Source organism: Adhaeribacter aquaticus DSM 16391 (assembly GCF_000473365.1).
Lineage (GTDB): Bacteria > Bacteroidota > Bacteroidia > Cytophagales > Hymenobacteraceae > Adhaeribacter > Adhaeribacter aquaticus.
In genome coordinates, this window is sequence record NZ_KI421517.1 from 340721 (window position 1) to 365406 (window position 24686).

At 38.0% G+C, this 24686-nt stretch carries 23 protein-coding genes and 1 tRNA gene; 7 read left to right on the forward strand and 17 right to left on the reverse strand.

Features of this window, described 5'->3' with window-relative positions; genetic code table 11:
* Positions 1-9: 9 nt before the first annotated feature.
* Entirely contained in the window at positions 10-975 is a 966-nt protein-coding gene (locus tag ADHAQ_RS0103415) for a glycosyltransferase family 4 protein (protein WP_026461736.1), read from the reverse strand.
* A 402-nt stretch (positions 976-1377) separates the two neighbouring features.
* Between ADHAQ_RS0103415 and ADHAQ_RS0103420 the strand changes: the two genes are divergently transcribed.
* Entirely contained in the window at positions 1378-3813 is a 2436-nt protein-coding gene (locus tag ADHAQ_RS0103420; protein WP_245590568.1) for a glycoside hydrolase family 31 protein, read from the forward strand.
* A 76-nt stretch (positions 3814-3889) separates the two neighbouring features.
* Here ADHAQ_RS0103420 and fbaA read toward each other — a convergent pair whose 3' ends face one another.
* Together fbaA and ADHAQ_RS27955 are read right to left on the reverse strand one after the other, a co-directional pair.
* A complete protein-coding gene (gene fbaA / locus ADHAQ_RS0103425; protein WP_026461738.1) occupies positions 3890-4969 on the reverse strand; it encodes a class II fructose-bisphosphate aldolase in 1080 nt (359 codons plus the stop codon).
* Between the two features lie 447 nt (positions 4970-5416).
* Complete coding sequence (locus tag ADHAQ_RS27955) at positions 5417-5560, reverse strand: hypothetical protein (protein WP_157433334.1); 144 nt, start codon at positions 5558-5560, stop codon at positions 5417-5419.
* A 350-nt stretch (positions 5561-5910) separates the two neighbouring features.
* Between ADHAQ_RS27955 and ADHAQ_RS24410 the strand changes: the two genes are divergently transcribed.
* The gene (locus ADHAQ_RS24410) at positions 5911-7278 is read left to right on the forward strand and encodes an ammonium transporter (protein WP_051359687.1); all 1368 of its coding nucleotides are present in this window, start codon (positions 5911-5913) and stop codon (positions 7276-7278) included.
* Positions 7279-7797: 519 nt separating this feature from the next.
* On the forward strand, positions 7798-9192 hold the full coding sequence (locus tag ADHAQ_RS24415) for an ammonium transporter (RefSeq protein ID WP_071781087.1): 1395 nt from the start codon (positions 7798-7800) through the stop codon (positions 9190-9192).
* 67 nt (positions 9193-9259) lie between these two features.
* Here ADHAQ_RS24415 and ADHAQ_RS0103450 read toward each other — a convergent pair whose 3' ends face one another.
* The 9 genes from ADHAQ_RS0103450 to ADHAQ_RS0103490 form a co-directional block, all read right to left on the reverse strand.
* A complete protein-coding gene (locus ADHAQ_RS0103450) occupies positions 9260-9562 on the reverse strand; it encodes a Dabb family protein (protein ID WP_026461740.1) in 303 nt (100 codons plus the stop codon).
* Between the two features lie 152 nt (positions 9563-9714).
* Positions 9715-10362 (reverse strand): DUF4136 domain-containing protein, encoded by a 648-nt coding sequence (locus ADHAQ_RS0103455; protein ID WP_084523722.1) that lies wholly within the window; start codon positions 10360-10362, stop codon positions 9715-9717.
* A gap of 114 nt (positions 10363-10476) precedes the next feature.
* Positions 10477-11028 carry a YfiT family bacillithiol transferase gene (locus ADHAQ_RS0103460; RefSeq protein ID WP_051359688.1) on the reverse strand — a complete coding sequence of 184 codons (552 nt, stop codon included), beginning with the start codon at positions 11026-11028 and terminating at the stop codon, positions 10477-10479.
* A gap of 15 nt (positions 11029-11043) precedes the next feature.
* Complete coding sequence (locus ADHAQ_RS0103465; protein ID WP_026461743.1) at positions 11044-12882, reverse strand: glycosyltransferase; 1839 nt, start codon at positions 12880-12882, stop codon at positions 11044-11046.
* A 163-nt stretch (positions 12883-13045) separates the two neighbouring features.
* Positions 13046-13660, reverse strand: a complete 615-nt coding sequence (locus tag ADHAQ_RS0103470; RefSeq protein ID WP_026461744.1) for a deoxynucleoside kinase — start codon at positions 13658-13660, stop codon at positions 13046-13048.
* 220 nt (positions 13661-13880) lie between these two features.
* Entirely contained in the window at positions 13881-14453 is a 573-nt protein-coding gene (gene nadD / locus ADHAQ_RS0103475; protein WP_026461745.1) for a nicotinate (nicotinamide) nucleotide adenylyltransferase, read from the reverse strand.
* Positions 14450-15034, reverse strand: a complete 585-nt coding sequence (gene gmk / locus ADHAQ_RS0103480) for a guanylate kinase (RefSeq protein ID WP_026461746.1) — start codon at positions 15032-15034, stop codon at positions 14450-14452. Before gmk ends, nadD begins: the two co-directional genes overlap by 4 nt.
* Positions 15035-15040: 6 nt before the next feature.
* The gene (locus ADHAQ_RS0103485; protein WP_026461747.1) at positions 15041-15322 is read right to left on the reverse strand and encodes a hypothetical protein; all 282 of its coding nucleotides are present in this window, start codon (positions 15320-15322) and stop codon (positions 15041-15043) included.
* Between the two features lie 11 nt (positions 15323-15333).
* Complete coding sequence (locus ADHAQ_RS0103490) at positions 15334-15936, reverse strand: sigma-70 family RNA polymerase sigma factor (protein WP_026461748.1); 603 nt, start codon at positions 15934-15936, stop codon at positions 15334-15336.
* A 295-nt stretch (positions 15937-16231) separates the two neighbouring features.
* Between ADHAQ_RS0103490 and ADHAQ_RS0103495 the strand changes: the two genes are divergently transcribed.
* Both ADHAQ_RS0103495 and ADHAQ_RS0103500 read left to right on the forward strand, forming a co-directional pair.
* Positions 16232-16987 carry a glycosyltransferase family 2 protein gene (locus tag ADHAQ_RS0103495; RefSeq protein WP_026461749.1) on the forward strand — a complete coding sequence of 252 codons (756 nt, stop codon included), beginning with the start codon at positions 16232-16234 and terminating at the stop codon, positions 16985-16987.
* Between the two features lie 7 nt (positions 16988-16994).
* The gene (locus ADHAQ_RS0103500) at positions 16995-18086 is read left to right on the forward strand and encodes a glycosyltransferase (protein ID WP_026461750.1); all 1092 of its coding nucleotides are present in this window, start codon (positions 16995-16997) and stop codon (positions 18084-18086) included.
* 64 nt (positions 18087-18150) lie between these two features.
* On the opposite strand, the gene ahcY is transcribed toward ADHAQ_RS0103500, so the two are convergent.
* The gene (gene ahcY, locus ADHAQ_RS0103505) at positions 18151-19458 is read right to left on the reverse strand and encodes an adenosylhomocysteinase (protein ID WP_026461751.1); all 1308 of its coding nucleotides are present in this window, start codon (positions 19456-19458) and stop codon (positions 18151-18153) included.
* Between the two features lie 141 nt (positions 19459-19599).
* On the opposite strand from ahcY, the gene ADHAQ_RS0103510 reads away from it, so the two are divergent.
* Positions 19600-20781: a THUMP-like domain-containing protein gene (locus tag ADHAQ_RS0103510; protein ID WP_026461752.1), complete on the forward strand. Its 1182-nt coding sequence runs from the start codon at positions 19600-19602 to the stop codon at positions 20779-20781.
* 66 nt (positions 20782-20847) lie between these two features.
* On the opposite strand, the gene ADHAQ_RS0103515 is transcribed toward ADHAQ_RS0103510, so the two are convergent.
* On the reverse strand, positions 20848-21450 hold the full coding sequence (locus ADHAQ_RS0103515; protein ID WP_026461753.1) for a DNA-3-methyladenine glycosylase: 603 nt from the start codon (positions 21448-21450) through the stop codon (positions 20848-20850).
* Positions 21451-21701: 251 nt separating this feature from the next.
* Here ADHAQ_RS0103515 and ADHAQ_RS0103520 point away from each other — a divergent pair, with 251 nt between their 5' ends.
* Positions 21702-22235, forward strand: coding sequence for a DUF4136 domain-containing protein (locus ADHAQ_RS0103520; RefSeq protein ID WP_026461754.1), 534 nt, complete (start codon positions 21702-21704; stop codon positions 22233-22235).
* Between the two features lie 65 nt (positions 22236-22300).
* Here ADHAQ_RS0103520 and ADHAQ_RS0103525 read toward each other — a convergent pair whose 3' ends face one another.
* From ADHAQ_RS0103525 to ADHAQ_RS0103535, 3 genes are all read right to left on the reverse strand, one after another.
* On the reverse strand, positions 22301-23209 hold the full coding sequence (locus ADHAQ_RS0103525; RefSeq protein WP_026461755.1) for a PfkB family carbohydrate kinase: 909 nt from the start codon (positions 23207-23209) through the stop codon (positions 22301-22303).
* Positions 23210-23575: 366 nt separating this feature from the next.
* Entirely contained in the window at positions 23576-24022 is a 447-nt protein-coding gene (locus ADHAQ_RS0103530) for a hypothetical protein (RefSeq protein ID WP_026461756.1), read from the reverse strand.
* 467 nt (positions 24023-24489) lie between these two features.
* Positions 24490-24566 (reverse strand) — tRNA-His (locus ADHAQ_RS0103535).
* Between the last annotated feature and the right edge of the window lie 120 nt (positions 24567-24686).

Consider the following 24686-nt stretch of genomic DNA (forward strand, 5'->3'; position numbering starts at 1 on the left):
TTTATAACCTTAAACTTCCTGAGACTCGTAAGTAACCTTCCGCAGTATCTCTAAAATTTCATCTCCGGCTTCTTCCCAATCCTGCTGTTGCGCCTCACTCATGGCTAAGGCAGTTTTTACTTCTTCGTTATTGCTTTCAGAAACTTCCATATTAAAAATTTCATTGGCAATATCATCATCAGCAGAAGTTTCAGCTTCCTCAGGTATGTCTAGCTCTAAAACTTTAATTTTTGATGGCGCAATTTTATATACTTCCTCTATTCCGGCAGCTATTTCTGCTCCGACAGCAATTACATAATCGCACTTTTCTAAAGCTTGTTTTTCTAATTCATACACCCATCCTCTGGAATCCGGACCGCCCCGGTCTTCGCTTAAAGAACTTACATGTATAACCAAAGGCTTACCACTTACTAATTTCAATTCTATTCCAGCCAGGTAGGTACGCCAGTCATAAGCATAAATGGCATCATAAGGTTTGTAAGAAGCAAAACGGCTAGCATAACGGGCAAAATGAATTACCTGCGAGTTACTATCGATTAAACTTAAATCAGTATGACCAAAAATTTGTAACTCCTCTACATTCTGGGCTATTTCATCCAGATTTTCTTCGCTGCCCAACACTCCTACCGATGCTGCCTCACCCGGCAGTTCTATTTTAGGTTCTTCTACAAGCTCTGGTCCGGTTTTTACAGATGCGCCGTAGGGCTGAATTTCTTGCTGCACATATTCAGCCTCTGAGAAAGTACTAAACCCAGGTTTTTCAATTACTGGTTTAATATTTTTTAAGTCTAAATTATTAAGCCCTGTTAGATCTACATTTTTTAATATAAATTCGGGATCGGATTTTGGTAAAATTAAAGAAAGATTAACTCGGTTAGCTAATGCTTTCGAAATACCATAACACGCTGCCCCCAATCCATCCTTAACAACGGGTGGGAAATCCCACCCTAGCAGCAAAACGTTCATTTTTGTCATATATTGATTATCGATATTATTGATCTCAGGCGTTAAAATTTAAACTAGCACTTATACGGTAAATCTACTCTAAAGTATCCCAGATTTGCTATGTCTAATTACTTAAATTTATTTATGACTAAATACGTATATTGGATCAGGATTTATACTTACTCTCCTATGCTTTCTATTTTATCTCTAAACCTCTTGGAACTAAATATATAGAAAAAACTTATTTTCAGACACCTTTTTTTTCTACCGGCACGTATAACACGTTTTCTTATTTCAAAAATAAAAATAATTTTATTTAAAACATAAATTTTTTCTAATTTTTATTTTATTTTTTTGAAATTTTTACACAAATCCTGCTCAATATTTAAACCTTTAAAATTTCCATCATTTTACAACAGGTTTTGAACCTCTATGCAAGAAAAAATCAAGGAAAATAATTACATGATTAATGACCTGGCAAATAAGAAAGCAGACTTATTTCCGGGTAATGCCATAGATTACAACCAATCCGGAAACCAATTTTCCTTTTACAGTGACAATGATGTGGTTTTAATGCTTCAATTGGTCTCTGATAAAATTATACGGTTTCGTTTTGCTAACGATGGAAATTTTTCACCTGATTTTTCTTATGCCATAGATGCTAACTACCAGCCTGCCGCTCCTCAAATTGCTTTCAAAGAGAAACTGGACCATTACCGGATTACTACTGACCGACTTATATGCACCATTTCAAAAGAAGGGTTACGTGTGCGCATAGCCGATAAATCGGGAAATATTTTAAATGAGGACGAGAAAGGGTACCATTGGGAGTATGACCTGCATACCGGCAATGATATTGTAAAAATTAGCAAAAAAGTACAGAGTGGAGAATTTTACTATGGCTTAGGCGATAAAACCTGTAATTTAAACCTGCGCGGAAAACAACTTCAGAATTGGGGAAGCGATACCTACGGCTATGGCAAAAACTCTGATCCGCTTTATAAAAACATTCCTTTTTATATTGGTCTGCACCAGAAAACCGCCTACGGCATATTTTTCGACAATTCCTTTCGCTCCTTTTTTGATTTTGCCAGCGAACGATCCAATATTACCAGCTTTTGGGCTCAGGGTGGCGAAATGAATTATTATTTTATTTATGGCCCGGAACTGACAGAGGTAGTAGAACAATACACTTGCCTTACCGGACTACCAGAACTTCCGCCCTTATGGGCTTTAGGGTATCACCAATGCAAATGGAGCTATTATCCCGAAGATAAATTTAAAGCTATAGGGAAAGAATTCCGGGACCGGCAAATTCCCTGTGATGCATTGTACCTGGACATAGACTACATGGAAGGTTTTCGCTGCTTTACGTGGAACAAAGATTATTTTCCGGACCCTACCCGCATGGTGCAAGAGTTAGCTGCAGATGGCTTTAAAACAATAGTTATTATTGATCCTGGTATAAAGATAGATAAGAACTACTGGGTTTATAAAGAAGGGTTAGAGAAAGATTATTTCTGCCGCCGGGCCGATGGCCCCTATTTGAAAGGATCGGTTTGGCCAGGGCTTTGCCACTTCCCAGATTATACCCGACCAGAAGTTAGGGAATGGTGGGCTGATTTATTTAAAGGTTTAATTGCTGACAACGGCGTAAAAGGTATCTGGAACGACATGAACGAACCAGCTGTTTTTGAAGAAGGTACCTTTCCGGATGATGTTCGTTTTGATTATGATGGTAATCCGACCAGCCACCGTAAAAGCCATAATATTTACGGTATGCAAATGGCCCGGGCCACCTACCAGGGAGTTAAAAAATATATTTACCCCGAGAGACCCTTTGTAATTTCCAGGTCAGGTTATTCGGGTTTACAACGTTTTTCCTCTACCTGGACTGGCGATAACGTAGCTTCCTGGGATCATGTATGGCTGGCCAATATCCAATGCCAGCGGCTAAGTATTTCCGGTATCTCCTTTACCGGCTCCGATATTGGCGGCTTTATTGAAAGCCCCACCGGTGAATTATACATACGCTGGCTTCAGTTAGGTATTTTTCATGCCTTGTTTCGCACACACTCCTCCGGCGATCATGGCGACCAGGAACCTTGGTCATTTGGCGAGGAGTATACGCTTCTGGCTAAAAAATTTATAGAGTTACGCTACCAGCTTATACCTTATATATATACTACATTCTGGCAATATGCCACTTTTGGGACACCCATGCTCCGCCCCCTGGTTTTCCTGGACCAATGGGATTCTGAAACCTATAGCCGAATGGCTGAATTCGGACTTGGCGACAATTTATTAATTTGCCCTATTACGCAGGCCGAAGTTGATGGACGCTGGCTTTATTTACCAAAAGGCAACTGGTATTATTTCTGGGACGATAAAGCAGAAACTGGTGGCAAAGAAGTATGGGCCGAAGCTCAGCTAAACCGCATACCTATATATATAAGAGCTGGCGCTGTAATACCTTTTTATCCGGTGCAGCAATTTATAGGCGAAAAAGAAATACAAGAGGTCACTTTACACATTTACTATATAGAAGGGAGCTTGCAGAGCATACTTTATGAGGACAATGGTCTTAATTATGATTACAAAGAAGGCAAATCCATTCTAAAAACGTTTAGAGTAACTGGCTCCAAAAATACTATTTCTATATCTCAGAATACGGCAGGTTCTTATACACCATCTTATTATAAATATAAAATCATATTACATGGTTTGCCATTTACAATTGCCAGCTGGGAGGCCAATGGTCATTTAGTTTCACAAGACGAGGTGGAAATTAATGATCAAAATAATGAAAGAGCAGTTTTAGTTGATCCTGACTTTCAGTATTTATCTTTTACCAGTGTAATTGCTTAAAGTTTTTTAACTCGTAGGCAAATAAAAAAGGTGAAGCATGTGCTTCACCTTTTTTATATAAAAATAGTTTATATAATTAAATATTTCTGTTGTTAGCATTCAGGTCAGTGAAAGCTTCTTTCAACCGGGCAATAAAGTTATTTTCGCCTTCACGTAACCAAACACGCGGGTCATAAAATTTCTTATTTGGCGAGTCCTCTCCTTCCGGGTTACCTATCTGTGCTTGTAAGAACTCTTTCTTTTTTTCGTAGTAGTTCTTGATCCCTTCCCAGAAAGCCCATTGCATATCAGTATCAATGTTCATTTTAACAGCACCATACTCAATAGCTTCTGTAATTTTCTCTTTCTCAGAACCTGAACCACCATGGAAAACAAAATTTATGGAGTTTTTAGCTAATCCTAGTTTCTCAGATAAATATTCCTGGGAATTTTTAAGGATATCAGGGCGCAACTCTACATTACCTGGCTTGTAAACACCATGCACGTTACCAAAAGCAGCAGCAATAGTAAATCGTTTACTTACTTTACTAAGTTCTTCGTAAGCATAAGCAACCTCTTCTGGCTGAGTGTATAATCGGGAGCTATCTATTCCTGAATTATCAACGCCATCTTCTTCACCACCCGTTACGCCAAGTTCAATCTCAACTGTCATCCCTAACTTATCCATCCGCTTCAGGTAAGTAACACAGGTTTCCACATTTTCTTTCAGTTCTTCTTCTGATAAGTCAAGCATGTGTGAGCTGAAAAGCGGCTTTCTGTGCTGGGCAAAGAATTTCTCGCCAGCATCCAGTAAACCATCAATCCAAGGCAAAAGTTTTTTAGCAGCATGATCGGTATGTAAGATTACAGGCACACCATATGCCTCTGCCATTAAATGTACGTGGTGGGCGCCGGAAATAGCACCAGCAATAGCAGCTTTCTGGCTGTCGTTAGAAAGACCTTTACCAGCAAAGAACTGTGCTCCACCATGTGAAAACTGAATAATTACAGGAGAATTAACAGCTTTTGCCGTTTCCAATACTGCGTTTACCGAGTTCGTACCAATTACGTTTACGGCCGGTAAGGCAAAATTATTTTGGTTGGCATAGTTAAACAGCTCTGTTACTTCATCCCCGAATAAGACACCGGGCCGAAACTTTGTTGTTACTTCACTCATTTTCGTGTAATAATTATTTATTAGAATTATTTAAAACCAGTTATAAAAACAAGTCAGCAAAAAACTTAACTATATAAATATAGCAGACTTACATATAACTGGGGCAAAGATAGGCAATTACTTTTTAAAGGCGTTAATTCAGTTAACCTTACCACAATATTCTAAGCCATTATTACTACATGTTTTAGGGATAAGTTTCATTCAATAATTTTTGGTGCTATATCCTGAGCTACCCCTTTCTTACCTTTTTTTACAAGTCACGTTTACTTGAACTAAAGTTTAATTCAATTATCTAAACCAACAGGTAAGCCTAACCTATATATAAATACTCGTTCTGTATATTAAAGATAAGAATTAGGTATTTTTTTAAGGATTACAGCCTTACTTAAAATCCAGAAGCCGATAGTTAAAACCTACCGGCTTCTGGATTATATTTTTTGTAAAAATTTATTTTGAGACAATAGGCGATACATTAACCCTAATAGCCGACTCTGTTTCTATTGCAGTTGCAGCATTGGCATAAACCTTAATAGGGTCTTCGTGCAACCCTAACCCAGCACCTGCACCATTGATATCTGGATAAGCGTGCATGCTGTGCTCATAAATAGCAAGACCTTCGATTTAATCCACACCCACTAACACATTCTTGGTTCCAGGTATTAAGCCTACATTATAAGTAGCACCCTTGTATTCCATGACGGTTGTTAAACCATTTCTTAATAAAAAGGCCATTTTACAATTTATGTTGTTTATCACCAGTAAATACCGTTTAACCTTTTTAAAAAAGCTTATATTCCTAATATTTTCAACCAAATACCTAAATTTTAATACCACTTACCAAAATTTTTTATTATTTTTCAGCATAAAGCCTAAAATTTTATATTACTTTACAACAAATTATATATTTTATAAATAATTAGCCATTTTAATAAACCTGCTTCATGAAAGAAAAATTATCTATTGTCCCTTTCTCAACACTACTCATTGTTAGTATTCTGGGCGTGGTATTATCAGGTGTCCCAGGCACTATTCCAACCGAAGGAATTAATACAGGCGATGTAGCCTGGATGCTGGCAGCTTCCGCCTTAGTATTACTCATGACTCCTGGTCTAGCTTTATTTTATGGCGGAATGGTTAATGCCAAAAATGTTATTTCTACCATGCTGCAAAGTTTTATTTGCATGGGCATTATTAGTGTATTATGGATAACGATTGGTTTTAGCCTTGCCTTTGGTGATGATATTGGAGGCTTAATTGGCGATCCCCGCACTTACTTTATGTTTAATGGCGTATTAGAAAGCAAACCTTGGCCTATGGCCAGCACTATTCCGTTAGTTTTATTTGCCTTCTTCCAGTTAAAGTTTGCAGTGATTGCACCTGCTTTAATTACCGGTTCTTTCTCGGAGCGCATCCGTTTTACTTCTTATATTTTATTTGCGTGTTTGTTCAGCATGTTTATTTACGCACCAATAGCCCATTGGACCTGGCACCCGGAAGGCTTCTTATTTAAAATGGGCGCCTTAGACTTTGCCGGTGGAACCGTGGTTCATATTTCAGCGGGCTGCGCCGCTTTAGCCGCTGCCCTATATTTAGGAAAGCGAAAAAGCGCAGTAACACATGCTCCGGCTAATATACCTTATGTACTCTTAGGAACCGGCTTGTTATGGTTTGGCTGGTTTGGCTTTAACGCTGGTTCGGCGGTGGGCGCCAATAGTTTAGCCGCTACAGCTTTTGCAACTACCAACACGGCTGCCGCTGCTGCTGGTTTAGCCTGGATCTTATTTGATGCCTTTAAAGGCAAAAAGCCTTCTGCTATGGGTTTTTGCATTGGTGTTGTAGTTGGTTTAGTAGCCATTACTCCTGCAGCCGGCTTTGTAGGCATTTCTGTAAGTATCTTTATTGGTGTATCAGCTAGCTTAATCAGCAACATGGTAGTGGCCTGGAGAGCCAAAACAACTATTGATGACACCCTGGACGTATTCCCCTGCCATGGGGTAGGCGGTATGGTAGGCATGGTTATGACTGGCATTTTCGCGCACACCGCTATTAATTCTGCCAATACTACTGGTAATGGATTATTCTACGGCGAAACTAAATTGTTTTTCATTCACATGACAGCCTTGGGCATAGTGGTAGCCTTCTCCTTTATTGGCGCTTTTATTTTACTTAAAGTCACAGACTTGATTTCTCCTCTTTGTGTAACCAAGGAAGAAGAAGTTTTGGGTCTTGATGCAACTCAACATAACGAAAGCATTACCTATAACACCCATACCGTAGCAGAATCAACTTTAGTTGAAATGCACGCATAATTGCTCTACTTCCAATAAAAAAGGGGTGATTTTAAAAGCTACCCCTTTTTTTATTGCCTATACTACAAAATCAATTTACTTTTCTATAAAAAGAGAACTTAAACACCTAATAAACCTCAGCAAATAATTTTACCAAAAAGCAAGATAGATTAAAGTTGAAGGTTGAAATCTATAGTGCATATTGATTAAAAAGCTACATTCCCGTCAATCCTATTTGCTTTTAAATAACATACTTAAATTTTTACCTCATACTGTAAATTTTAGACAAATTTTTAGAGCATTAACCTTAAATATTAAACCTCCTTTTACAATTTATAAATTTTACTGAGTATAATTACTTAAAATTTTTGAATTTCCACCTTAAATAAAGTCTCTTGATTAGCAAGTATTTAAAATACGTACTTACATTCTGAAATTTTACGATATTTCTAACTACTGCCTCTATTTTTATACCTATTTATTAAAATTACACCTATTTTTGTAAAACTAGTGTGAAATTAAAAGCTAAAAATCAGAAAAATGAGAAAAAAACTATCGATCATCCCTTTCTCAACACTACTCATTGTAAGTATTCTGGGAGTAACTTTATCTAAAGTACCCACTACTATTCACACGGAAGGCATAGTAGCCGGTGATGTAGCCTGGATGCTGGCAGCTTCCGCCTTAGTATTACTCATGACTCCCGGTCTGGCTTTATTTTATGGCGGAATGGTTAATGCCAAAAATGTTATTTCTACCATGCTGCAAAGTTTTATTTGCATGGGCATTATTAGTGTATTATGGATAACGATTGGTTTTAGCCTTGCCTTTGGTGATGATATTGGAGGCTTAATTGGCGATCCCCGCACTTACTTTATGTTTAATGGCGTATTAGAAAGCAAACCTTGGCCTATGGCCAGCACTATTCCGTTAGTTTTATTTGCCTTCTTCCAGTTAAAGTTTGCAGTGATTGCACCTGCTTTAATTACCGGTTCTTTCTCGGAGCGCATCCGTTTTACTTCTTATATTTTATTTGCGTGTTTGTTCAGCATGTTTATTTATGCCCCAATTGCCCATTGGACCTGGCACCCGGAAGGCTTTTTATTTAAAATGGGCGCCTTAGACTTTGCCGGTGGAACCGTAGTACATATTTCGGCAGGTTGCGCTGCTTTAGCTGCCGCTATGTATTTAGGCAAACGTAAAGTACACACCACTCATGCCCCAGCCAATATTACTTTTGTTTTATTAGGAACCGGCTTGTTATGGTTTGGCTGGTTTGGCTTTAACGCAGGTTCGGCGGTGGGCGCCAATAGTTTAGCAGCTATTGCTTTTGCAACTACCAACACGGCTGCCGCTGCTGCTGGTTTAGCCTGGATCTTATTTGATGCTTTTAAAGGCAAAAAGCCTTCTGCTATGGGTTTTTGCATTGGTGTTGTAGTTGGTTTAGTAGCCATTACTCCTGCAGCCGGCTTTGTAGGTATTTCTGTAAGTATCTTTATTGGTGTATCAGCTAGCTTAATCAGCAATATATTAGTTGGCCTTTGGTCGAAAACAAGAATTGACGACACGTTGGATGTATTTCCCTGCCATGGAGTAGGTGGTATGGTAGGCATGCTTTTAACGGGTGTTTTTGCGCACCAAGCTATCAATCCTGGCAATGAAACTGGCAATGGGTTATTTTACGGCGAAACTAAATTATTTTTAGTTCATCTTACTGCGCTGGTAATTGTTGTGGCTTTTTCTCTGATAGGGTCTTTTATCTTATTAAAATTAACCGATTTAATATCGCCATTAGGTGTTACGAAAGAAGAAGAAACATTAGGCTTGGATCTTACACAGCACGACGAGCAATTAGTGTTTGCCGGGCCTTTATTTACTACTGAAACAACTGAGGTAGAAACAGAAGAAGTGGCCGTAATTGAGGCAGTAGCCTAATAATAAACTTAAACAATAAAAAAGGGCGACCAATTTGGCCGCCCTTTTTTATTAGGTTCCGAAAAACTTAGATAGTTTCGGAATCATAAATCTTTACGCGCTCCCAAAGGTGAGCACAGTCTGCTACAAATTTAGTATGAATAGGATCTACCTGGTAAGTATCATGATCTTCCAGAGAATCAAAAACTAATAATAAAGAGTACGAATAAGAACGGTCTATTACCGGACGATCTGTACTGGCGGGTTTGCCAATATCTGCTATTTTAACAATACCTACTTCTTTCAAGGAAGTAACTCCTTTTTCAAAAAGCTGAACATCTTCAGTTGCAAGGTCAGGCTTTAACCAAAAAAATACGTGGTGTACAAACATAGTTCTTTCTGTTTTTTGTTTGCAAAATAAGGCCTTCCGCCGCAAAACAAAAGGGTAACTACTATTATATTATTATATTTTTAAGACCGTAAATAAAAAAGGCCAGCCTGTTATAATTCAGGCTGGCCTTTTTTATAAGGGTTAACTCTATATTAATCCATGCGTGGCTCTTGGTTAGTAAGCAAATAACCCTCCGTAAATACTTTATATTTATCAAAAATAGCGTAAACAGATTTTTTGATATGACCTTCGTTGTTGAAATCTTTATTACCTAATAATCCGGATGCATACCCCTGCCAAACGGATTGATTGCGTTTTCTATCTATTAATACCACATACAAGGTTCCCCGGGTTAAGCTATACTTAATCGGATCATATTCTTTTTTTTCTTCATTCAAACTTCGGTTATCCTCGTCATCATTATCGGCCTCTTTTTTACCGGAAGCCAACCAGATGTTTATATCTGCTTGGTTATAGCCATTCAATACAAAATCTTCATAAAAAATCCGGTGCGACACCAATATATCAGGTTTATTTTCAGTGTAACGATACCCTTGGGCTTGCAACCTAGTACGAATCATTTTCTCCACAATAGCTAAATGCAGACTAGAGTCGGAATCGGAGCGTTTATACTCCATAAAACTGAAGGTTTTATACTTTCTAAAATTGCCTTTGTAGCTATAATCAGATTCAACCCGGTTTTCGTATAAATTCATACAACCGGTTAGCCAAACCAGCCCCAGCAAAACAGCACAACGGCAAAGCTTTTGGGTATTCCAGTGCAGTATAGTTCTTGTCATATAAATAAAATTTTATTTGAAAGGAGTGTTACATAAACTACTGTGAGTCAGAGGTAACCTATACGCAAGATAAAAGAAAATCGGATATATTTTAAAAAAATAAAAATACTTATTTTACCAATTATGAAGAGCCCGCAAATGAGTAATATGAGCCAGATGATGTTTACCATGCCAGGCGTAAATACCGGCTGCCTTGATTAAGATAGTCTTACCGGATGCAGGGTGGTGAAAGCTCTTTTGCCATTGATCTGAAGTAAGCGCCCGCAAAATTTTAATCCATCTGTAGTGCACTGCCTCCAACAATACCAGTGAAACTTCTACCGGCTCTTTGCTATCTGGTAATTCAGCCCATAAATGCTCTTCGTAAGGCTTAATAGTGGGGTTTTCTTCGGTCAAAGCTAGTTTAAACCGGATATAGCTATTCATGTGGCTGTCTGCCACATGATGAACCACCTGCCTTACCGTCCAGCCTCCCGGACGATAAGGGGTGTCTAATTGTTCATCTGAAAGATTTTCTACCGCCTGACGCATTTGCGCCGGAAGCAATTCTATGTCCTGTAAATACGCTTGCAATTCCAGTGAAGTAATTTCATCAGGTGCAGTATATTGACCAATCGGATAGCGTAGCATATCTAACTGTACCGTGTCAATAGAATTTATAGCCATATATCAGGTTATTGGTTAAAGTGGCTTTTCAAGTACCAAGCCGTAAGCTTTGTTATAATATTTGGTTAAGTTTTTCCAATCAAATTCTTCTGAAGAACTTTCCACCTGATTTCTTAACGAAATTCTTTCCCGCTGACTTAGCTGCACATAATCAAATAAGAAATCAGTAAGTTGGGTTACTGCATCATTAAAACTCCGGTTCCGGCGCTTCACCACCAAAATACCTCGTTCTTCCTTATCCGACATTTTATTTACAACATAGTCTCCGAAGCCAGAAAGGTCGCTGGTTACTGCTGGTATACCCCGGGCAATACACTCTAATGGCGTATAACCCCAAGGTTCGTAATAGCTTGGGAAAATACCTAAATGGCAACCCCGTACAAACTGGCCATAATCTAAGCCAAATAGTGGGTTGGTTACCGAAATAAAATCCGGATGGTAAACAATTTTAACTTTATCATGAGCATTGTTAACCAGATTGGCTGAACGCAGGAAGTTTAATATTTCGTCAGACTGATCGTTAACTAGATTATGGGTTACAATAGGTGGCAATTGCCTGGTTTTCCAGAATTGTAGGGTCCGCCGGTAACGTAATTGCCAATAATCATCTACAAAATCATTCAGATAAGGCAGCTTAAAGTCGGTACTGGAGGCAGCTGAGTAAAACAATTTCTTACCAATTTCTTTCTGAATAGCCGTAGTGGTTTCCCGTATTTCCTCCATCATCGCCCGCGATTGCAATACAGCCGGATTAATAGAATGGAAAGGCTGCTTGGTAACAAAAAACATAACTACTGTTTTTTTAATACCCGCCTGCTGCATCCGATAATTTAATCGCGCCAATGCTTCCAGGGTAATATCAAAACCTTTATTCCGGTATTCATACCGGCCTGAGGTAAAGAAATAAAGTGTATTATCTAAATCAAAAGGATAACTCTGAAAAAAATGCGCCATCGAAAACTGATGAATTTTTTCTTTGTAACGCTGGTGCAGGTTCTGAAACTCGTGTAATGCAATAAAGCGCTGAATATTTAATCCGTTAGGCAAAATAACATCTGGTATTCTGTCGAGCAAAAATGTACATTCTCTCGCTGTTACTTCACTAACTGTCGAGAAAATATGCGAACCATGCGCAGCTGCCCGTTCAATCCTGACAGCTGTTTCAATGTTAAAATGAATAGATTCTTTTAACCAGTCTATGGATGTGAGATGATCATAAAAATACGGATCATTCATGGCCAGGTAACGCCCCAGCATAGTGGCATGGGTTGTAAAAACAATGCGCAGGTCTGTCCGCTCCCGGCGTAGGTCCGGAATAGCCGTACCTACCATCCACTCGTGAAAATGAGCAATTACTCTTTCTTTAGTAATACCCGGATCTACTAACTGCTGTAAAAAAATTTTAGCCAGATAACCAAATGCCTCTACCTGGTTTAACAGATCGTCGTGGCCCGGTGTGGGAATATTATGCCGATCCCATAAAGAAAATTTAATCTCCTCTAAGCGATCGTATACACTATAAGGATTTAAAAGCACCACCAAAGGCTTACCGGTAACTAACCAATAACCAAAATGCACCTCAAACCCCAGGCTGCGCATTTTTAATACCGCCTGGCCAAATGGACTGTTGTAATCATCCGTAGGTTCAAATTCAGCCTGCGCATTATTATGAAAGTATGGCCCGATAAGGCAATAACAGTCGCCCCAGGTATCCATCATGGAGGGCACTTTAGACCGAATTACTGTATATATACCTCCTACCTGGTTACAAACCTCCCATGCAATTTCTGTTAATAAGGCGTTTTCTGTAACTTTAGGTTTTGACTTCGCGATGTTGAAACTATTCTCTGCCACAGCTATAATGGGTTGGTGAATAATATTTTGATTTAAATATATAGAATTGCTTTTATTCTATATCATTTGTCTCCGGTTTATAACGGGAAAAAGATTTTTCCGATCAAATTATTACCCACTAAATCAGAAAAATAATTTACATTTTTTCTTTAGCTGAAAAATATTAGAAAAGTCCGAATAATTCTACCTGAATCTTATTGATAATAAAGCCCATATCTTCAGGATTGGCCACAAAATCCAGGTTGTTTACATCAATTACAAGTAGTTTACCTAAATCATAGGTTTTCATCCAACTTTCGTAATGCTCATTTAGGTGGCGAAGGTAATCTAAACGAATATTGCTTTCGTAATCGCGGCCTCGCTTTTCTATTTGTCCAATCAGCTTTGGTAAATCAGCTTTTAAGTATATCATTAAATCGGGAGGTTTTACCATACTTATTATAGATTGGAAGATTCCATAATAATTATCATAATCCCGCTGACTCATTAAACCAGACTGGTGAAGGTTTTTGGCGAATATGTAAGCATCCTCGTAAATAGTCCGATCCTGAATAATCGGCCTGGTACTTTGGTTTATGTTTTTTACCTGCTGAAAGCGGCTGTTCAGGAAATAAATTTGCAAGTGGAATGCCCAACGGGGCATATCTTCATAGAAATCCTTCAGGTAAGGGTTATTATCTACTGCCTCCAGAAATAAATCCCAATTAAAATGCTGTGCTAATTTTTGTGCTAAAGTTGTTTTTCCGGCTCCTATATTACCGACAATGGCAATGTGCATACGCTCTAAAATATTTAAAGCTGCAAGTTACTTATTTTTAAACCATAGTTTACGAACCAGCACATCCTGTTTTACCTCTTCCATTCATAAAACATTAAAGAATAGCCATCTAAATTATAGTCAGACTTAAATAAGCGGTAGTATCTTTGATTAAATGTTTATAGCCAGCAAATGCGTTTATCTGGTTAATTTTAAGACAGGGTTTACCATTTACAGGATATTAAACCCAAAATCTCTTCTGGTGAATATACTGTTCGACTACTTCAGGCACCATATAAGTAATAGACTTATTAGCTCGCACACAATCCCGGATAAGAGTAGCAGAAATATCCAGCAGGGGCGCCGGTATAAACTTTATTTTTGGATGATTTTTTAAGGGTGATTCCGGGTTGCCGGAGCGGGGGTAAACATAAACTTCAAAAAAATCTAGTATACGTTCGTAGTTTTTCCATTTAGGAAAAGATGGAAGGTTATCTTCCCCAATAATCAGGACAAACTGGTAGGCGGGGTACTTATCTTGTAAATAAGTAAGCGAATCAATGGTATAACTAGGTTTAGGCATTTTGAATTCAATATCCGAAATACCTAACCGGTCATTTTTATCAATGGCTAAGGAAACCATGTGCAGCCTGTCAAATTCATGTAAAAGGCTACTACTGGCTTTAAAAGGATTCTGAGGAGATACAACGTACCAGACGGCACTTAGATCGGTATTATAAGCCATGTAATTACCCAGAATTAAATGGCCCATATGCACTGGATTGAAAGAGCCGAACAGCAGCCCTACTTTCATCCGAAAACTTCGTCGTCAGCTAAAAATTTATTAACTAATTCCTCAGCTTCCTGAAATGCATCCTGTAGGTTTTCATTTACAATTACCGCATCAAATTTGTCTTCGAAGCTTAACTCAAACTTAGCTTTGAATATTCTACTGGAAATACTGGAGGCTGAATCGGTGGCCCGGGCTTCTAACCGCTGGGCCAGTGCCTCAATAGAAGGAGGCTTTACAAAAATAGCTAAAGCACGCTCTTTGTAATATTCTTTAATTTTTAACCCACCTTTTACATCCACATCCAGAATTACATGCTTGCCCTCACTCCAGATACGTTCAATTTCAGATTTTAATGTACCATAAAAAGCGCCTTCATACACTTCTTCCCATTCTACAAAGGCATCCTGCTCAATTCGTTTGCGAAATTCTTCGGGGGTAATAAAATAATAATCTTTACCGTTTTCTTCAGCACGACCTCGTTTATCGCGGGTACAGGCTGATATAGAAAAGCTTAGCTTCGGATTAGTATTAAGAAGGTGTTTTACAATGGTAGTTTTACCGGCTCCGGAGGGAGCTGTGAATAAAATTATTTTGCCTTGCATCAGGGGTTAGGCTGTAGCGTGTATAACAGATTTAATAGAAGTGAGTAATCTAGAAGGGACTGCTTTACGTTGTATACTATCTTTCAATACTTCTTTTAGGCGCTGGTGTTTCTCATGTTCAGAAAAGCATTCTTTACAGGTTTCTACATGCGTAAAAAAGTAATTTTTATCCTCGTGGGTAGCTTCTCCATCCACAATCATGTCCAGTAGCGAAACTATTTTTTCACAATCGGGGGTGGCCCATTGCTTCTTAGATACCTGATTAAGATGCGTAGCGGTTGACTTCATACTAAAAAAATTTATTCTTCATCATTATTATAACCCATTGTTTTGGCATAATTTTCTAATTTCTCTTTTAGAAAATTACGTGCCCGGTGCAGGCGAGACCGAACTGTTCCAATAGGAATATCCAGGATCTTCGCCATTTCCTCGTAAGTAAAACCTTCTAAATCGCAAAGAATGATTACGGTTCTAAAATCAACGGGTAAAGAATTAAGCGCACTCGCTACCTCATCTCCTATTAATTCCTGCACACTCTGGGAGCGCATATCCGATGTAGAAGCAATCTCTGCATCGTTATCGTTCCCTTCAGTGTTGTAGTAACTTTCAACTTCACTGTAATCGACCTTAGCCGGTTGTTTACTCTTCTTTCTGAAATCGTTAATAAACGAATTCTTCAGTATCCGGAACAGCCAGGCCTTAGCATTAGTTCCTTGCTCGAAATATTCGAAGAACCGGTACGCCTTCAGGTAGGTTTCCTGTACCAGGTCATTCGCATCGTCTTCGTCTAATGTCAGTCGGAAGGCAAAGTTGTACAACGAATCGATAATGGGCAAAAGCTCCGCTTCGAATCGTGAATCTTTTTCTTCCTTACTGAGTTGACTACCTCTTTGGTCGCTCATCTAGATCACTATGTACAATTGATAGTTTTATTTTGACAGACACCTATACGCAAATCTAGAAAAAATATATAACATGGCTAATACTTTTATTATAGCTCATACATATTCTCCTGGATTAAAACCGAATAAAGTTTCGTATAGGTTATTGTTTATGGCTGTTTTATACGAATAAAGTAACTGTTGTTGCTATATTATTTAGCTACATTCGTTAATTTCTCTTAAATTTTATATTTGTTCTCCATATTTGTAAAAAGTTTGACTCACCTACACTTCAAGATACTATAGTTATTTCTCCATGCAGTTACTCACGGCAATTATTCTTACTAAAAACGAAGAAGCAAATATTGCCGAAGCAATAAAAAGTGTAAGCTGGGCTAATGAAATAATAATTGTCGATTCTTTTAGCACAGACGCTACCCTGGCTATTGCCAAACAGTTTCCAGTTAAAATATTACAGAGAACTTTTGATACCCATGCCCGTCAAAAAAACTGGGCTATACAACAGGCTTCTTATAGCTGGATATTTATCTTAGATGCCGATGAGCGGGTGCCCGAAAGCTTAAAAATTGAGGTGCAAAATGTACTTAAAATAAGCTTGCCGGCAGAAACTGCCTTTTGGATTGGTCGTCAAAACTATTTTATGGGGCAGTTGGTACGTTATTCCGGTTGGCAACATGACAGAGTAATCCGGTTATTCAGGAAAGATAGCTGCTGGTATAAAGAAGTACAAGTACACGAAGAAATAGAAACTTCAGGAGTGGTTGGGCATTTAACACATAAGCTTGTTCATTATACCTACCATGGCTTAAGACAATATTTAGAAAAGTGGGATTATTATACCTGGTTATCGGCTCAGGATAGAGGAAAAAAAACTGAGAAAGTAACTGTTTATCATTTAGGTATTAAGCCTCTGATACGCTTCTTCCGTCATTATATATGGTTTAGGGGTTTTTTAGATGGAAAAGTAGGTTTTGTAATTAGCTATATGGCTGCCATTAGTGTGTTTATGCGTTACCTGAAACTGTGGCGCATTCAAGAAGGAGAAAAATAAGGGCATTATGAAAATATTACATCTAAGTTCAGAAAGAACCTGGCGGGGCGGCGAACAACAAATTGCTTATTTACTGGAAGAATCAGTAAAGCAAGGCGTAAACTGTTTTGTTGCCTGCAAAAGTGGCTCTGCCTTTGAAAAGCATTGCCAAAAGCATAATATTTCCCATATAGCAGTTCCTTTCGCTAACGAATTTGATATACTCTCGGCAAGCAAAATAAAAAAATATTGTTCTGAAAACCGGATTGATTTAATACATGCTCACAGTGCACATTCCCATGCCTTAAGTGTATGGACCGCACTTTTAGGTAATAAAACACCTATCATACTAAGCCGGCGGGTTGATTTTCCGGTTAAAAATAATTGGTTATCACGTTTCAAATACAATTATAAAGGCATTGCTAAAATTATCTGTGTATCAGATAAAATAAAAGAGGTCATGGCCCCGGCACTGGAAAAACCGGAGAAACTGGTAACTATTCATAGCGGTATAGATTTAACCCGCTTTGAAGAAAGCAGCCGGATTGGGAAACTACACGAAGAGCTTGATTTGCCCTTAAGTACTTTTTTAATTGGAAACGTTTCGGCTATAGCTCCGCACAAAGATTACTATACATTTGTTGATACCGCTGAAATTTTGTTAAAAAATGATTTAGAGGCTAAATTCTTAATTATTGGCGAGGGTCCGTCTAGAAAGGAAATTGAGGCATATGTAGCTAACAAGAATTTGCAAAAGGAAATCTTATTTCTCGGTTTTCGGAAAGACATTCCGGATATACTGCCCGAATTAGATGCCTTTCTTATAACTTCTGAAACGGAGGGGTTAGGCACCACCATATTAGATGCTTTTGCTTGTAAGGTGCCGGTAATAGCCACAAATGGCGGAGGCATTCCGGAAATAGTAAAATACAACCATACGGGTATGTTAGCCCAGGTAAAAGACAGCCAGATGCTGGCAACGCATTTATTGAATGTACTTACTATAGACAGCCTGCGAAGCCGGCTGGTAGCTAACGCATCCGAATTTCTAAAAGAATTTATTAAAGAGCGAACCGCCGAAAAAACCATAGCGGTTTATAAGGAAGTTTTATGGGCTTAAAAGAAAAGAGCCAGGTAGTTCTTTCTACCTGGCTCCTGACTAATTATTATTGGCTTATAAGATATTAATAACGATAATATTCAGGTTTAAAAGGACCTTGTTTCTCAACACCAATGTAAGATGCTTGTTTATCACTTAATTCTTCCAGCTCCACACCTATTTTAGCTAAGTGTAAACGAGCAACTTTCTCATCTAAATGCTTAGGCAAGGTATAAACATTGTTCTCATAAGCATCACGGTTTGTCCAAAGCTCTAACTGCGCTAACACCTGGTTAGTGAAAGAATTAGACATTACAAATGATGGGTGACCAGTTGCACAACCTAAGTTAACCAAACGACCTTCAGCTAAAATGATTACGTGCTTACCTTCTACGCTATACATATCAACCTGTGGTTTGATAGTATCCTTAGTATGACCGTAATTACCATTTAACCAAGCCATATCAATTTCGTTATCGAAGTGACCAATATTACAAACAATAGCTTTGTCTTTTAAAGCTAAGAAATGTTCGCCACGAACGATATCGCAGTTACCAGTTGCTGTAACAACAATATCCGCTTCTTTGATAGCATTTTCCATTTTACGTACAGCAAAACCATCCATGGCAGCTTGTAATGCGCAAATTGGGTCAATTTCAGTAACAATAACCCGGGCTCCAGCACCACGTAAAGAAGCAGCAGAACCTTTTCCTACGTCGCCGTAACCGCAAACAACAGCTACTTTACCAGCCATCATCACATCAGTAGCCCGACGGATTGCATCTACTAAAGATTCCTTACAGCCGTATTTGTTATCGAATTTAGATTTAGTTACCGAGTCGTTAATATTGATTGCCGGTAACGGAAGAGTGCCATTCTTAACGCGCTCGTATAAACGGTGTACACCAGTGGTAGTTTCTTCCGAAATACCTTTTATACCAGCTGCTAATTCCGGAAAACGGTCTAATACCATATTGGTAAGGTCACCGCCATCATCCAAAATCATGTTTAATGGCTTACGATCTTCCCCAAAGAATAAAGTTTGCTCAATACACCAGTCAAATTCTTCTTCATTCATACCTTTCCAGGCATAAACCGGAATACCAGCAGCAGCAATAGCGGCAGCAGCATGATCCTGGGTAGAGAATATATTACAAGAAGACCAGGTAACTTCTGCACCTAGTTCAATTAAAGTTTCAATTAAAACAGCAGTTTGAATGGTCATGTGCAAGCAACCAGCAATGCGGGCACCTGCTAATGGCTTAGAAGCACCAAATTCATCCCGAATAGCCATTAATCCGGGCATTTCAGCTTCTGCCAATTTTATTTCTTTACGACCCCACTCAGCAAGTGAGATATCTTTTACTTTGTAGTTTACGAAAGTTTCAACCATTACTTTTATAGTTTTGAAATACAAAATTACAGAAAACACTTATTAAATACAATGTAAATTGCTTCAACTGAGTGTTTATCAATACACACTAGTTACATATAAGTTTATTTACCAGCGTATATTATTTAAAACAACATTTAAATGAAAGAGTTTAATCCTCAAGAAATTAAATATTTAACAGAAAATGCTGATAAGGATGCGGCCGCATTAATGTTACAAGCCAGCCGTTACCCCGAATTGCCTATACCTAAATTAGTACAACATATACAAGCCCGCCAGAAAGTAAAAGATAAGCTTCCTACCTGGTACAACAATGTTGAAATTCGTTATCCAGCCACTCTTTCCGTGGAACAAAGTTCTTCAGAGAAAACAGCAGCTTACAAAGCCAAATTAGTATCAGGTAGTACTTTAATTGATTTAACCGGAGGCTTTGGAATTGACAGCTACTTTTTTTCTCAAGAATTTAAGCACGTAATTTATGTGGAAAGAAACCCGGAACTCGTACAGGTGGCAACCCATAATGCTCAGGTTTTAAGCGCCACCAATATCCAGTTCTATGCAGCAGATGCCAGTCATTTTCTGAAAAACTATATTGGTAAAGCTGATTTTATATACTTGGATCCGGCCCGACGCGACAGTAGTAATAACAAAGTACATTTACTGGAAGACTGTGAGCCAGATGTACTAAAGTTATTGCCACTCCTGTTTGAAAAAGCTTCTCAGGTGTTTCTCAAAACATCTCCTATGCTGGATATTAGTCAGGCTGTTCAGAATTTAAAGCAAGTAGAAAGAATTTATGTAGTAGCTGTAGAAAATGAATGCAAAGAGGTTCTTTACCTGCTTTCCAACCAAGTAAATTTAAATCCGGAGATTTCGGCGATCAATTTATTAGGCACCGGTAAAGATCAATCTTTTAAATACAACCGTGAGCAGGAAGAAAATGCTCAGGTAAACTATAGTGAGCCTTTAACCTACATTTATGAGCCCAATACAGCAATTCTAAAATCAGGAGGTTTTAAGGCCCTGGCCCAGGAATATAAAGTAAACAAGCTTCACCGGAATAGCCATTTATATACCTCAGAAACGTTAAGAGCAGATTTTCCCGGAAGAATTTTTGTACTGAAAGCCATAAGCCGCTTGCACAAGAAAGAACTCCTATCTTATTTACCTGATGGCAAGGCTAATATTACTGTGCGAAATTTCACAAATACTGTAGCTGAAATCAGAAAAAAAACCGGCATCAAAGAAGGGGGCACCATTTATTTATTAGCTACAACTGATCTTCATCAAAAATCTATTATACTAGTTTGTGAAAAAGTATAGTATCTATTAGAAATACAACTATAAAATATTGCCACAATTTTAAGTCTGCTATTAATAACCTGGGTTTTATTTAGCTTTACTGGTCCAGGAATTACCTTTAAGTCGAAAGCGCCAGGGCAACAAAGCATCCACACCGGCATAAGCCACTCCTACCCTTGGGCTGGCCAATAAATGCTCTTCTGTATATGTAGTACCGCTGTCCTCTAGCCAGATTAATTCTTTGGTTAGGTTCATTCCGTAATGTTTTAAAGTTATACCCAGCGCAATGGTAACTAAACCGGGCCCGGAAGTTAGCTTTGGTGTTAGTTTTTCATGCTTCCGGCGCAGGAGCATTTCCGGAATTCCTTCAGTTGGCTCTATTGCCCGAATAAGCACGGCATCGGCCTTCCCAGCAACATTAGTTATTATATTAAATAAAGAATAAATGCCGTAGATCAGGTACACATACGCCACTCCCCCTTCGTGGTACATTATTTCGGTTCTGGCCGTCCTTCGACCCGAATGAGAATGACAGGCTAAATCATTCTCTCCGGCATAAGCTTCAGTTTCTACAATCATGCCTCCGGTAGTTACGCCATCTATACAGGTAAATATATATTTACCTATTAAATCTTTCGCAATTTGCACAACGTCACCTCTGGTGTAAAAAGATAAGGGCAGCTTATTCATGTAATATCTAAAAAAGTTAAGCCATTTACGATGTTGGCACCACAACAGGTACAAGGGTTTTGTTGTTAGTCTAAATTAAAAATACATGAGCTAGCTTTCAATATTCCCCTTCCCAATTCTTTTTCAGTATGTATAAATATCCTTAATGAATTACTTAACAGCTATATAGTAAACCCCTGCCAACAAGATTAGTAAAATACTTAATAATCAGACTAAGTAAAACAACAGTAACGATAAAAAGGATAACCAATATGAGAACTATATTGCTAATATTAATAGCCTTGACTGGCTTAGCCAGCTGCTCTACCACCTATGTTAAAAGTGTTGATTCTGATAATAATTTTGCCATATCGAACTACAAGACTTTTAACTTTTATGAAATTTCAGCTAACGGTGAAACAGCCAATGGCAAATACAATGACAGAATTAATATTCTGAAAAATGAGGTTAGGCAACAATTGGAAGCCAAAGGTTTAACCCTGGATCAGACTAACCCGGATTTACTAGTAAATATAGGAGTAGTGACTACAGAGAAAGTACAAACCCGGGAAACAAACATCCGGACCGATGGACCATTTTATATGGGACAACGGCGATATACCTGGAGAGCTCAACAAGTACCCGTAGGAAAATATAAGCTAGGCACAGTTACTATTGACTTGGTAGATCCAAAAAAAAATGAAATGGTATGGCAAGGAATAGCTGAAGGAACCGTTCCTAAAAAAGATGAAAAGCTTCAGGAAACGGTAGAAGAAGGGTTAACAAAATTATTTTCCCGGTTATAAAATAGATAAACAAAAAAGCCTGGCACATTTGTACCAGGCTTTTTTGTTTATCTATTTTATACTTATTAAAACTGAACCAAACGTGAGAATTGCTGAACCCGCTTTTCAATTTCCCGGTCAGATAAATTAAGCAACCGTTCAGTTCCAAATTTTTCTACACAGAAAGAGGCCATTGCAGAACCATGAATAACGGCATTTTTCATGTTATAGAAAGTTGCCTCTCCGTATTTAGCTAAATATCCTATAAAACCACCAACAAATGTATCCCCAGCACCAGTTGGATCAAATACTTCGTCTAGTGGTAAGGCAGGAGCATAAAACATGTCGTCGTTACTAAATAACAGCGCACCGTGTTCTCCTTTCTTAATAATTACATATTTAGGACCCATTGCTAATATTTTCTTAGCCGCTTTTACTAAGGAATACTCCTTAGAAAGCTGACGGGCTTCTTCATCGTTAATGGAAATAACATCAACCAACGCAATTGTTTTTAACAATTCCTTATAGGCCACATCCATCCAAAAATTCATGGTATCCATTACAATAAGCTTTGGACGATTTTGCAAGCGCTCAATAACGGTACGCTGCACCTGCGGTGCCAGATTACCTAACATCAGGTACTCGCAGTTCTGATAGGAATCCGGAATAATAGGATCGAAATCTTCCAGCACATTTAACTCAGTAACCAACGTCTCCCGGCTATTCATATCATTAAAATACCGTCCGGACCAGAAGAAAGATTTTTCGTTTTCTCTAATTTGTAAGCCGGTTGTATCTATTCCGTGTTCCTGAAATTTTTCTATATCTGATTTTTGAAAGTCGCCACCTACAACTGCCACAATATTTACCGGCTTCACAAAATAAGAAGACGATAAAGAAATGAATGAAGCAGAACCACCTACAATTTTGTCTGTTTTACCGAAAGGAGTTTCTAAAGCATCAAATGCTACTGACCCCACAACTAATAAACTCATTTATATCTTTTTATAAATTTTAAGGCCTTTTGATAATTGTGTGCAAAATTAGGATAATATTTAAACTTCTCTCCAAAATTTATGAAAAGGCTACATAATCCGCTTCTTTGGGAATTTAGGTTATAAAATCAGGTTGATTTATCTACGCCCAGATAATTTTAGGTAGCAAAAGCTTACTAAAAAGAATGTACAACACAAAGTGCCCATTACTAAACTTTTACACTTTCCTTTAGGCAACCTCGGAACCTTTGTTATTTAATTTATTCCTTAAGCAGGTTACAAGTTAAAAAGCTCCAGAAGAGTACCAAATTAGTTTTATAACAATATGTTTTTTTGATTAAAGGAGGTGTTATAGACCTGAATAAACTAAACCATTGCGGTTTCGCTTTCACGCACAATAGGACAGGTAAGCCAATCAAATGCTGCCTCCGGATCTGTGAAGAATTGGATGGTCAATGATTTTTCAGGTTTAGCAGAAAGATTATTATGAGTTTCGGCTAATAGTGGTTTCCGAACTTCATGCGCACCGTTAGTTATTCTGGCAATTTTCTCAACAGAGGTTTCCAATATTATTTGAGGATAATCTTTAATTAAAAATTCCTGATTTTCCGGACTTATATAATCTAACCGACGCAGGTCACTGATGAGATGTTTAATTTTGTATAATTCAAGAACACTGATAGTCATCAATACAGCATCTTTAAATTCCATACCAATAGGTTGAGACTTAAAACAAAGAAAGAGCAACGAAGCCTCCAAATCCACTGCTAAGGTAAATGCCTCTCCTTCATGAATGAGTTTCGTCTTGATCATGGTATATTTTAAGATTTCATTAATGATTTATCTGAACCTTTATCTGGTTGGGAAGCTCAAATATACTTAATTACCTAATTTCTCCTGCTTTAAATTAATTATATAAATAAATATTTGTATTTTTTCAATTTCATAAACAAAATTTAATAAATATCTTAAAGAATAAAGCCTGTTATAGAAAATTAACTACTAACGGCAGGCCAATTATATTGAAAGGAAGAAATCAGTGCTGAAAAAAGCTAGCAATTGTCAGCCTTTAAAATTTAGATGGATTCGATTTAAGGCGGAAAATAAAGTTTGCCTATTGAGGGCTTGATAACACAATTAATTAAGTGGCAAAGTACTATTCAAGGGCAACTTAAGAAAGGCTTGGTAAACCAGTTTAAAAATAAAAATTAGCAGATTATTAATTAAAATAGTTGATGAGAGGACTAAAAACAAAAAAGCCTCTGAAATTCAGAGGCTTTTGGGGTGGAAGATGGGGCTCGAACCCACGACCCCCAGAATCACAATCTGGTGCTCTAACCGACTGAGCTACAACCACCGTGTTATTTAATGGAATGCAAAAGTAAATTAGACTGCTGAATATTGCAATAGCTAGATCATTTTTTTTTACAGAAACAGCCAAAAAAATGTTTTCTACTTAATAACCAGCAACATAAAT

Bases quoted from the DNA above. Each gene is read 5' to 3' on its own strand.
- ADHAQ_RS0103415 (WP_026461736.1), bottom strand. From the start codon at position 975: ATGACAAAAATGAACGTTTTGCTGCTAGGGTGGGATTTCCCACCCGTT.
- ADHAQ_RS0103420 (WP_245590568.1), top strand. From the start codon at position 1,378: ATGCAAGAAAAAATCAAGGAAAATAATTACATGATTAATGACCTGGCA.
- fbaA (WP_026461738.1), bottom strand. From the start codon at position 4,969: ATGAGTGAAGTAACAACAAAGTTTCGGCCCGGTGTCTTATTCGGGGAT.
- ADHAQ_RS27955 (WP_157433334.1), bottom strand. From the start codon at position 5,560: ATGCACGCTTATCCAGATATCAATGGTGCAGGTGCTGGGTTAGGGTTG.
- ADHAQ_RS24410 (WP_051359687.1), top strand. From the start codon at position 5,911: ATGAAAGAAAAATTATCTATTGTCCCTTTCTCAACACTACTCATTGTT.
- ADHAQ_RS24415 (WP_071781087.1), top strand. From the start codon at position 7,798: ATGAGAAAAAAACTATCGATCATCCCTTTCTCAACACTACTCATTGTA.
- ADHAQ_RS0103450 (WP_026461740.1), bottom strand. From the start codon at position 9,562: ATGTTTGTACACCACGTATTTTTTTGGTTAAAGCCTGACCTTGCAACT.
- ADHAQ_RS0103455 (WP_084523722.1), bottom strand. From the start codon at position 10,362: ATGACAAGAACTATACTGCACTGGAATACCCAAAAGCTTTGCCGTTGT.
- ADHAQ_RS0103460 (WP_051359688.1), bottom strand. From the start codon at position 11,028: ATGGCTATAAATTCTATTGACACGGTACAGTTAGATATGCTACGCTAT.
- ADHAQ_RS0103470 (WP_026461744.1), bottom strand. From the start codon at position 13,660: ATGCACATTGCCATTGTCGGTAATATAGGAGCCGGAAAAACAACTTTA.
- nadD (WP_026461745.1), bottom strand. From the start codon at position 14,453: ATGAAAGTAGGGCTGCTGTTCGGCTCTTTCAATCCAGTGCATATGGGC.
- gmk (WP_026461746.1), bottom strand. From the start codon at position 15,034: ATGCAAGGCAAAATAATTTTATTCACAGCTCCCTCCGGAGCCGGTAAA.
- ADHAQ_RS0103485 (WP_026461747.1), bottom strand. From the start codon at position 15,322: ATGAAGTCAACCGCTACGCATCTTAATCAGGTATCTAAGAAGCAATGG.
- ADHAQ_RS0103490 (WP_026461748.1), bottom strand. From the start codon at position 15,936: ATGAGCGACCAAAGAGGTAGTCAACTCAGTAAGGAAGAAAAAGATTCA.
- ADHAQ_RS0103495 (WP_026461749.1), top strand. From the start codon at position 16,232: ATGCAGTTACTCACGGCAATTATTCTTACTAAAAACGAAGAAGCAAAT.
- ADHAQ_RS0103500 (WP_026461750.1), top strand. From the start codon at position 16,995: ATGAAAATATTACATCTAAGTTCAGAAAGAACCTGGCGGGGCGGCGAA.
- ahcY (WP_026461751.1), bottom strand. From the start codon at position 19,458: ATGGTTGAAACTTTCGTAAACTACAAAGTAAAAGATATCTCACTTGCT.
- ADHAQ_RS0103510 (WP_026461752.1), top strand. From the start codon at position 19,600: ATGAAAGAGTTTAATCCTCAAGAAATTAAATATTTAACAGAAAATGCT.
- ADHAQ_RS0103515 (WP_026461753.1), bottom strand. From the start codon at position 21,450: ATGAATAAGCTGCCCTTATCTTTTTACACCAGAGGTGACGTTGTGCAA.
- ADHAQ_RS0103520 (WP_026461754.1), top strand. From the start codon at position 21,702: ATGAGAACTATATTGCTAATATTAATAGCCTTGACTGGCTTAGCCAGC.
- ADHAQ_RS0103525 (WP_026461755.1), bottom strand. From the start codon at position 23,209: ATGAGTTTATTAGTTGTGGGGTCAGTAGCATTTGATGCTTTAGAAACT.
- ADHAQ_RS0103530 (WP_026461756.1), bottom strand. From the start codon at position 24,022: ATGATCAAGACGAAACTCATTCATGAAGGAGAGGCATTTACCTTAGCA.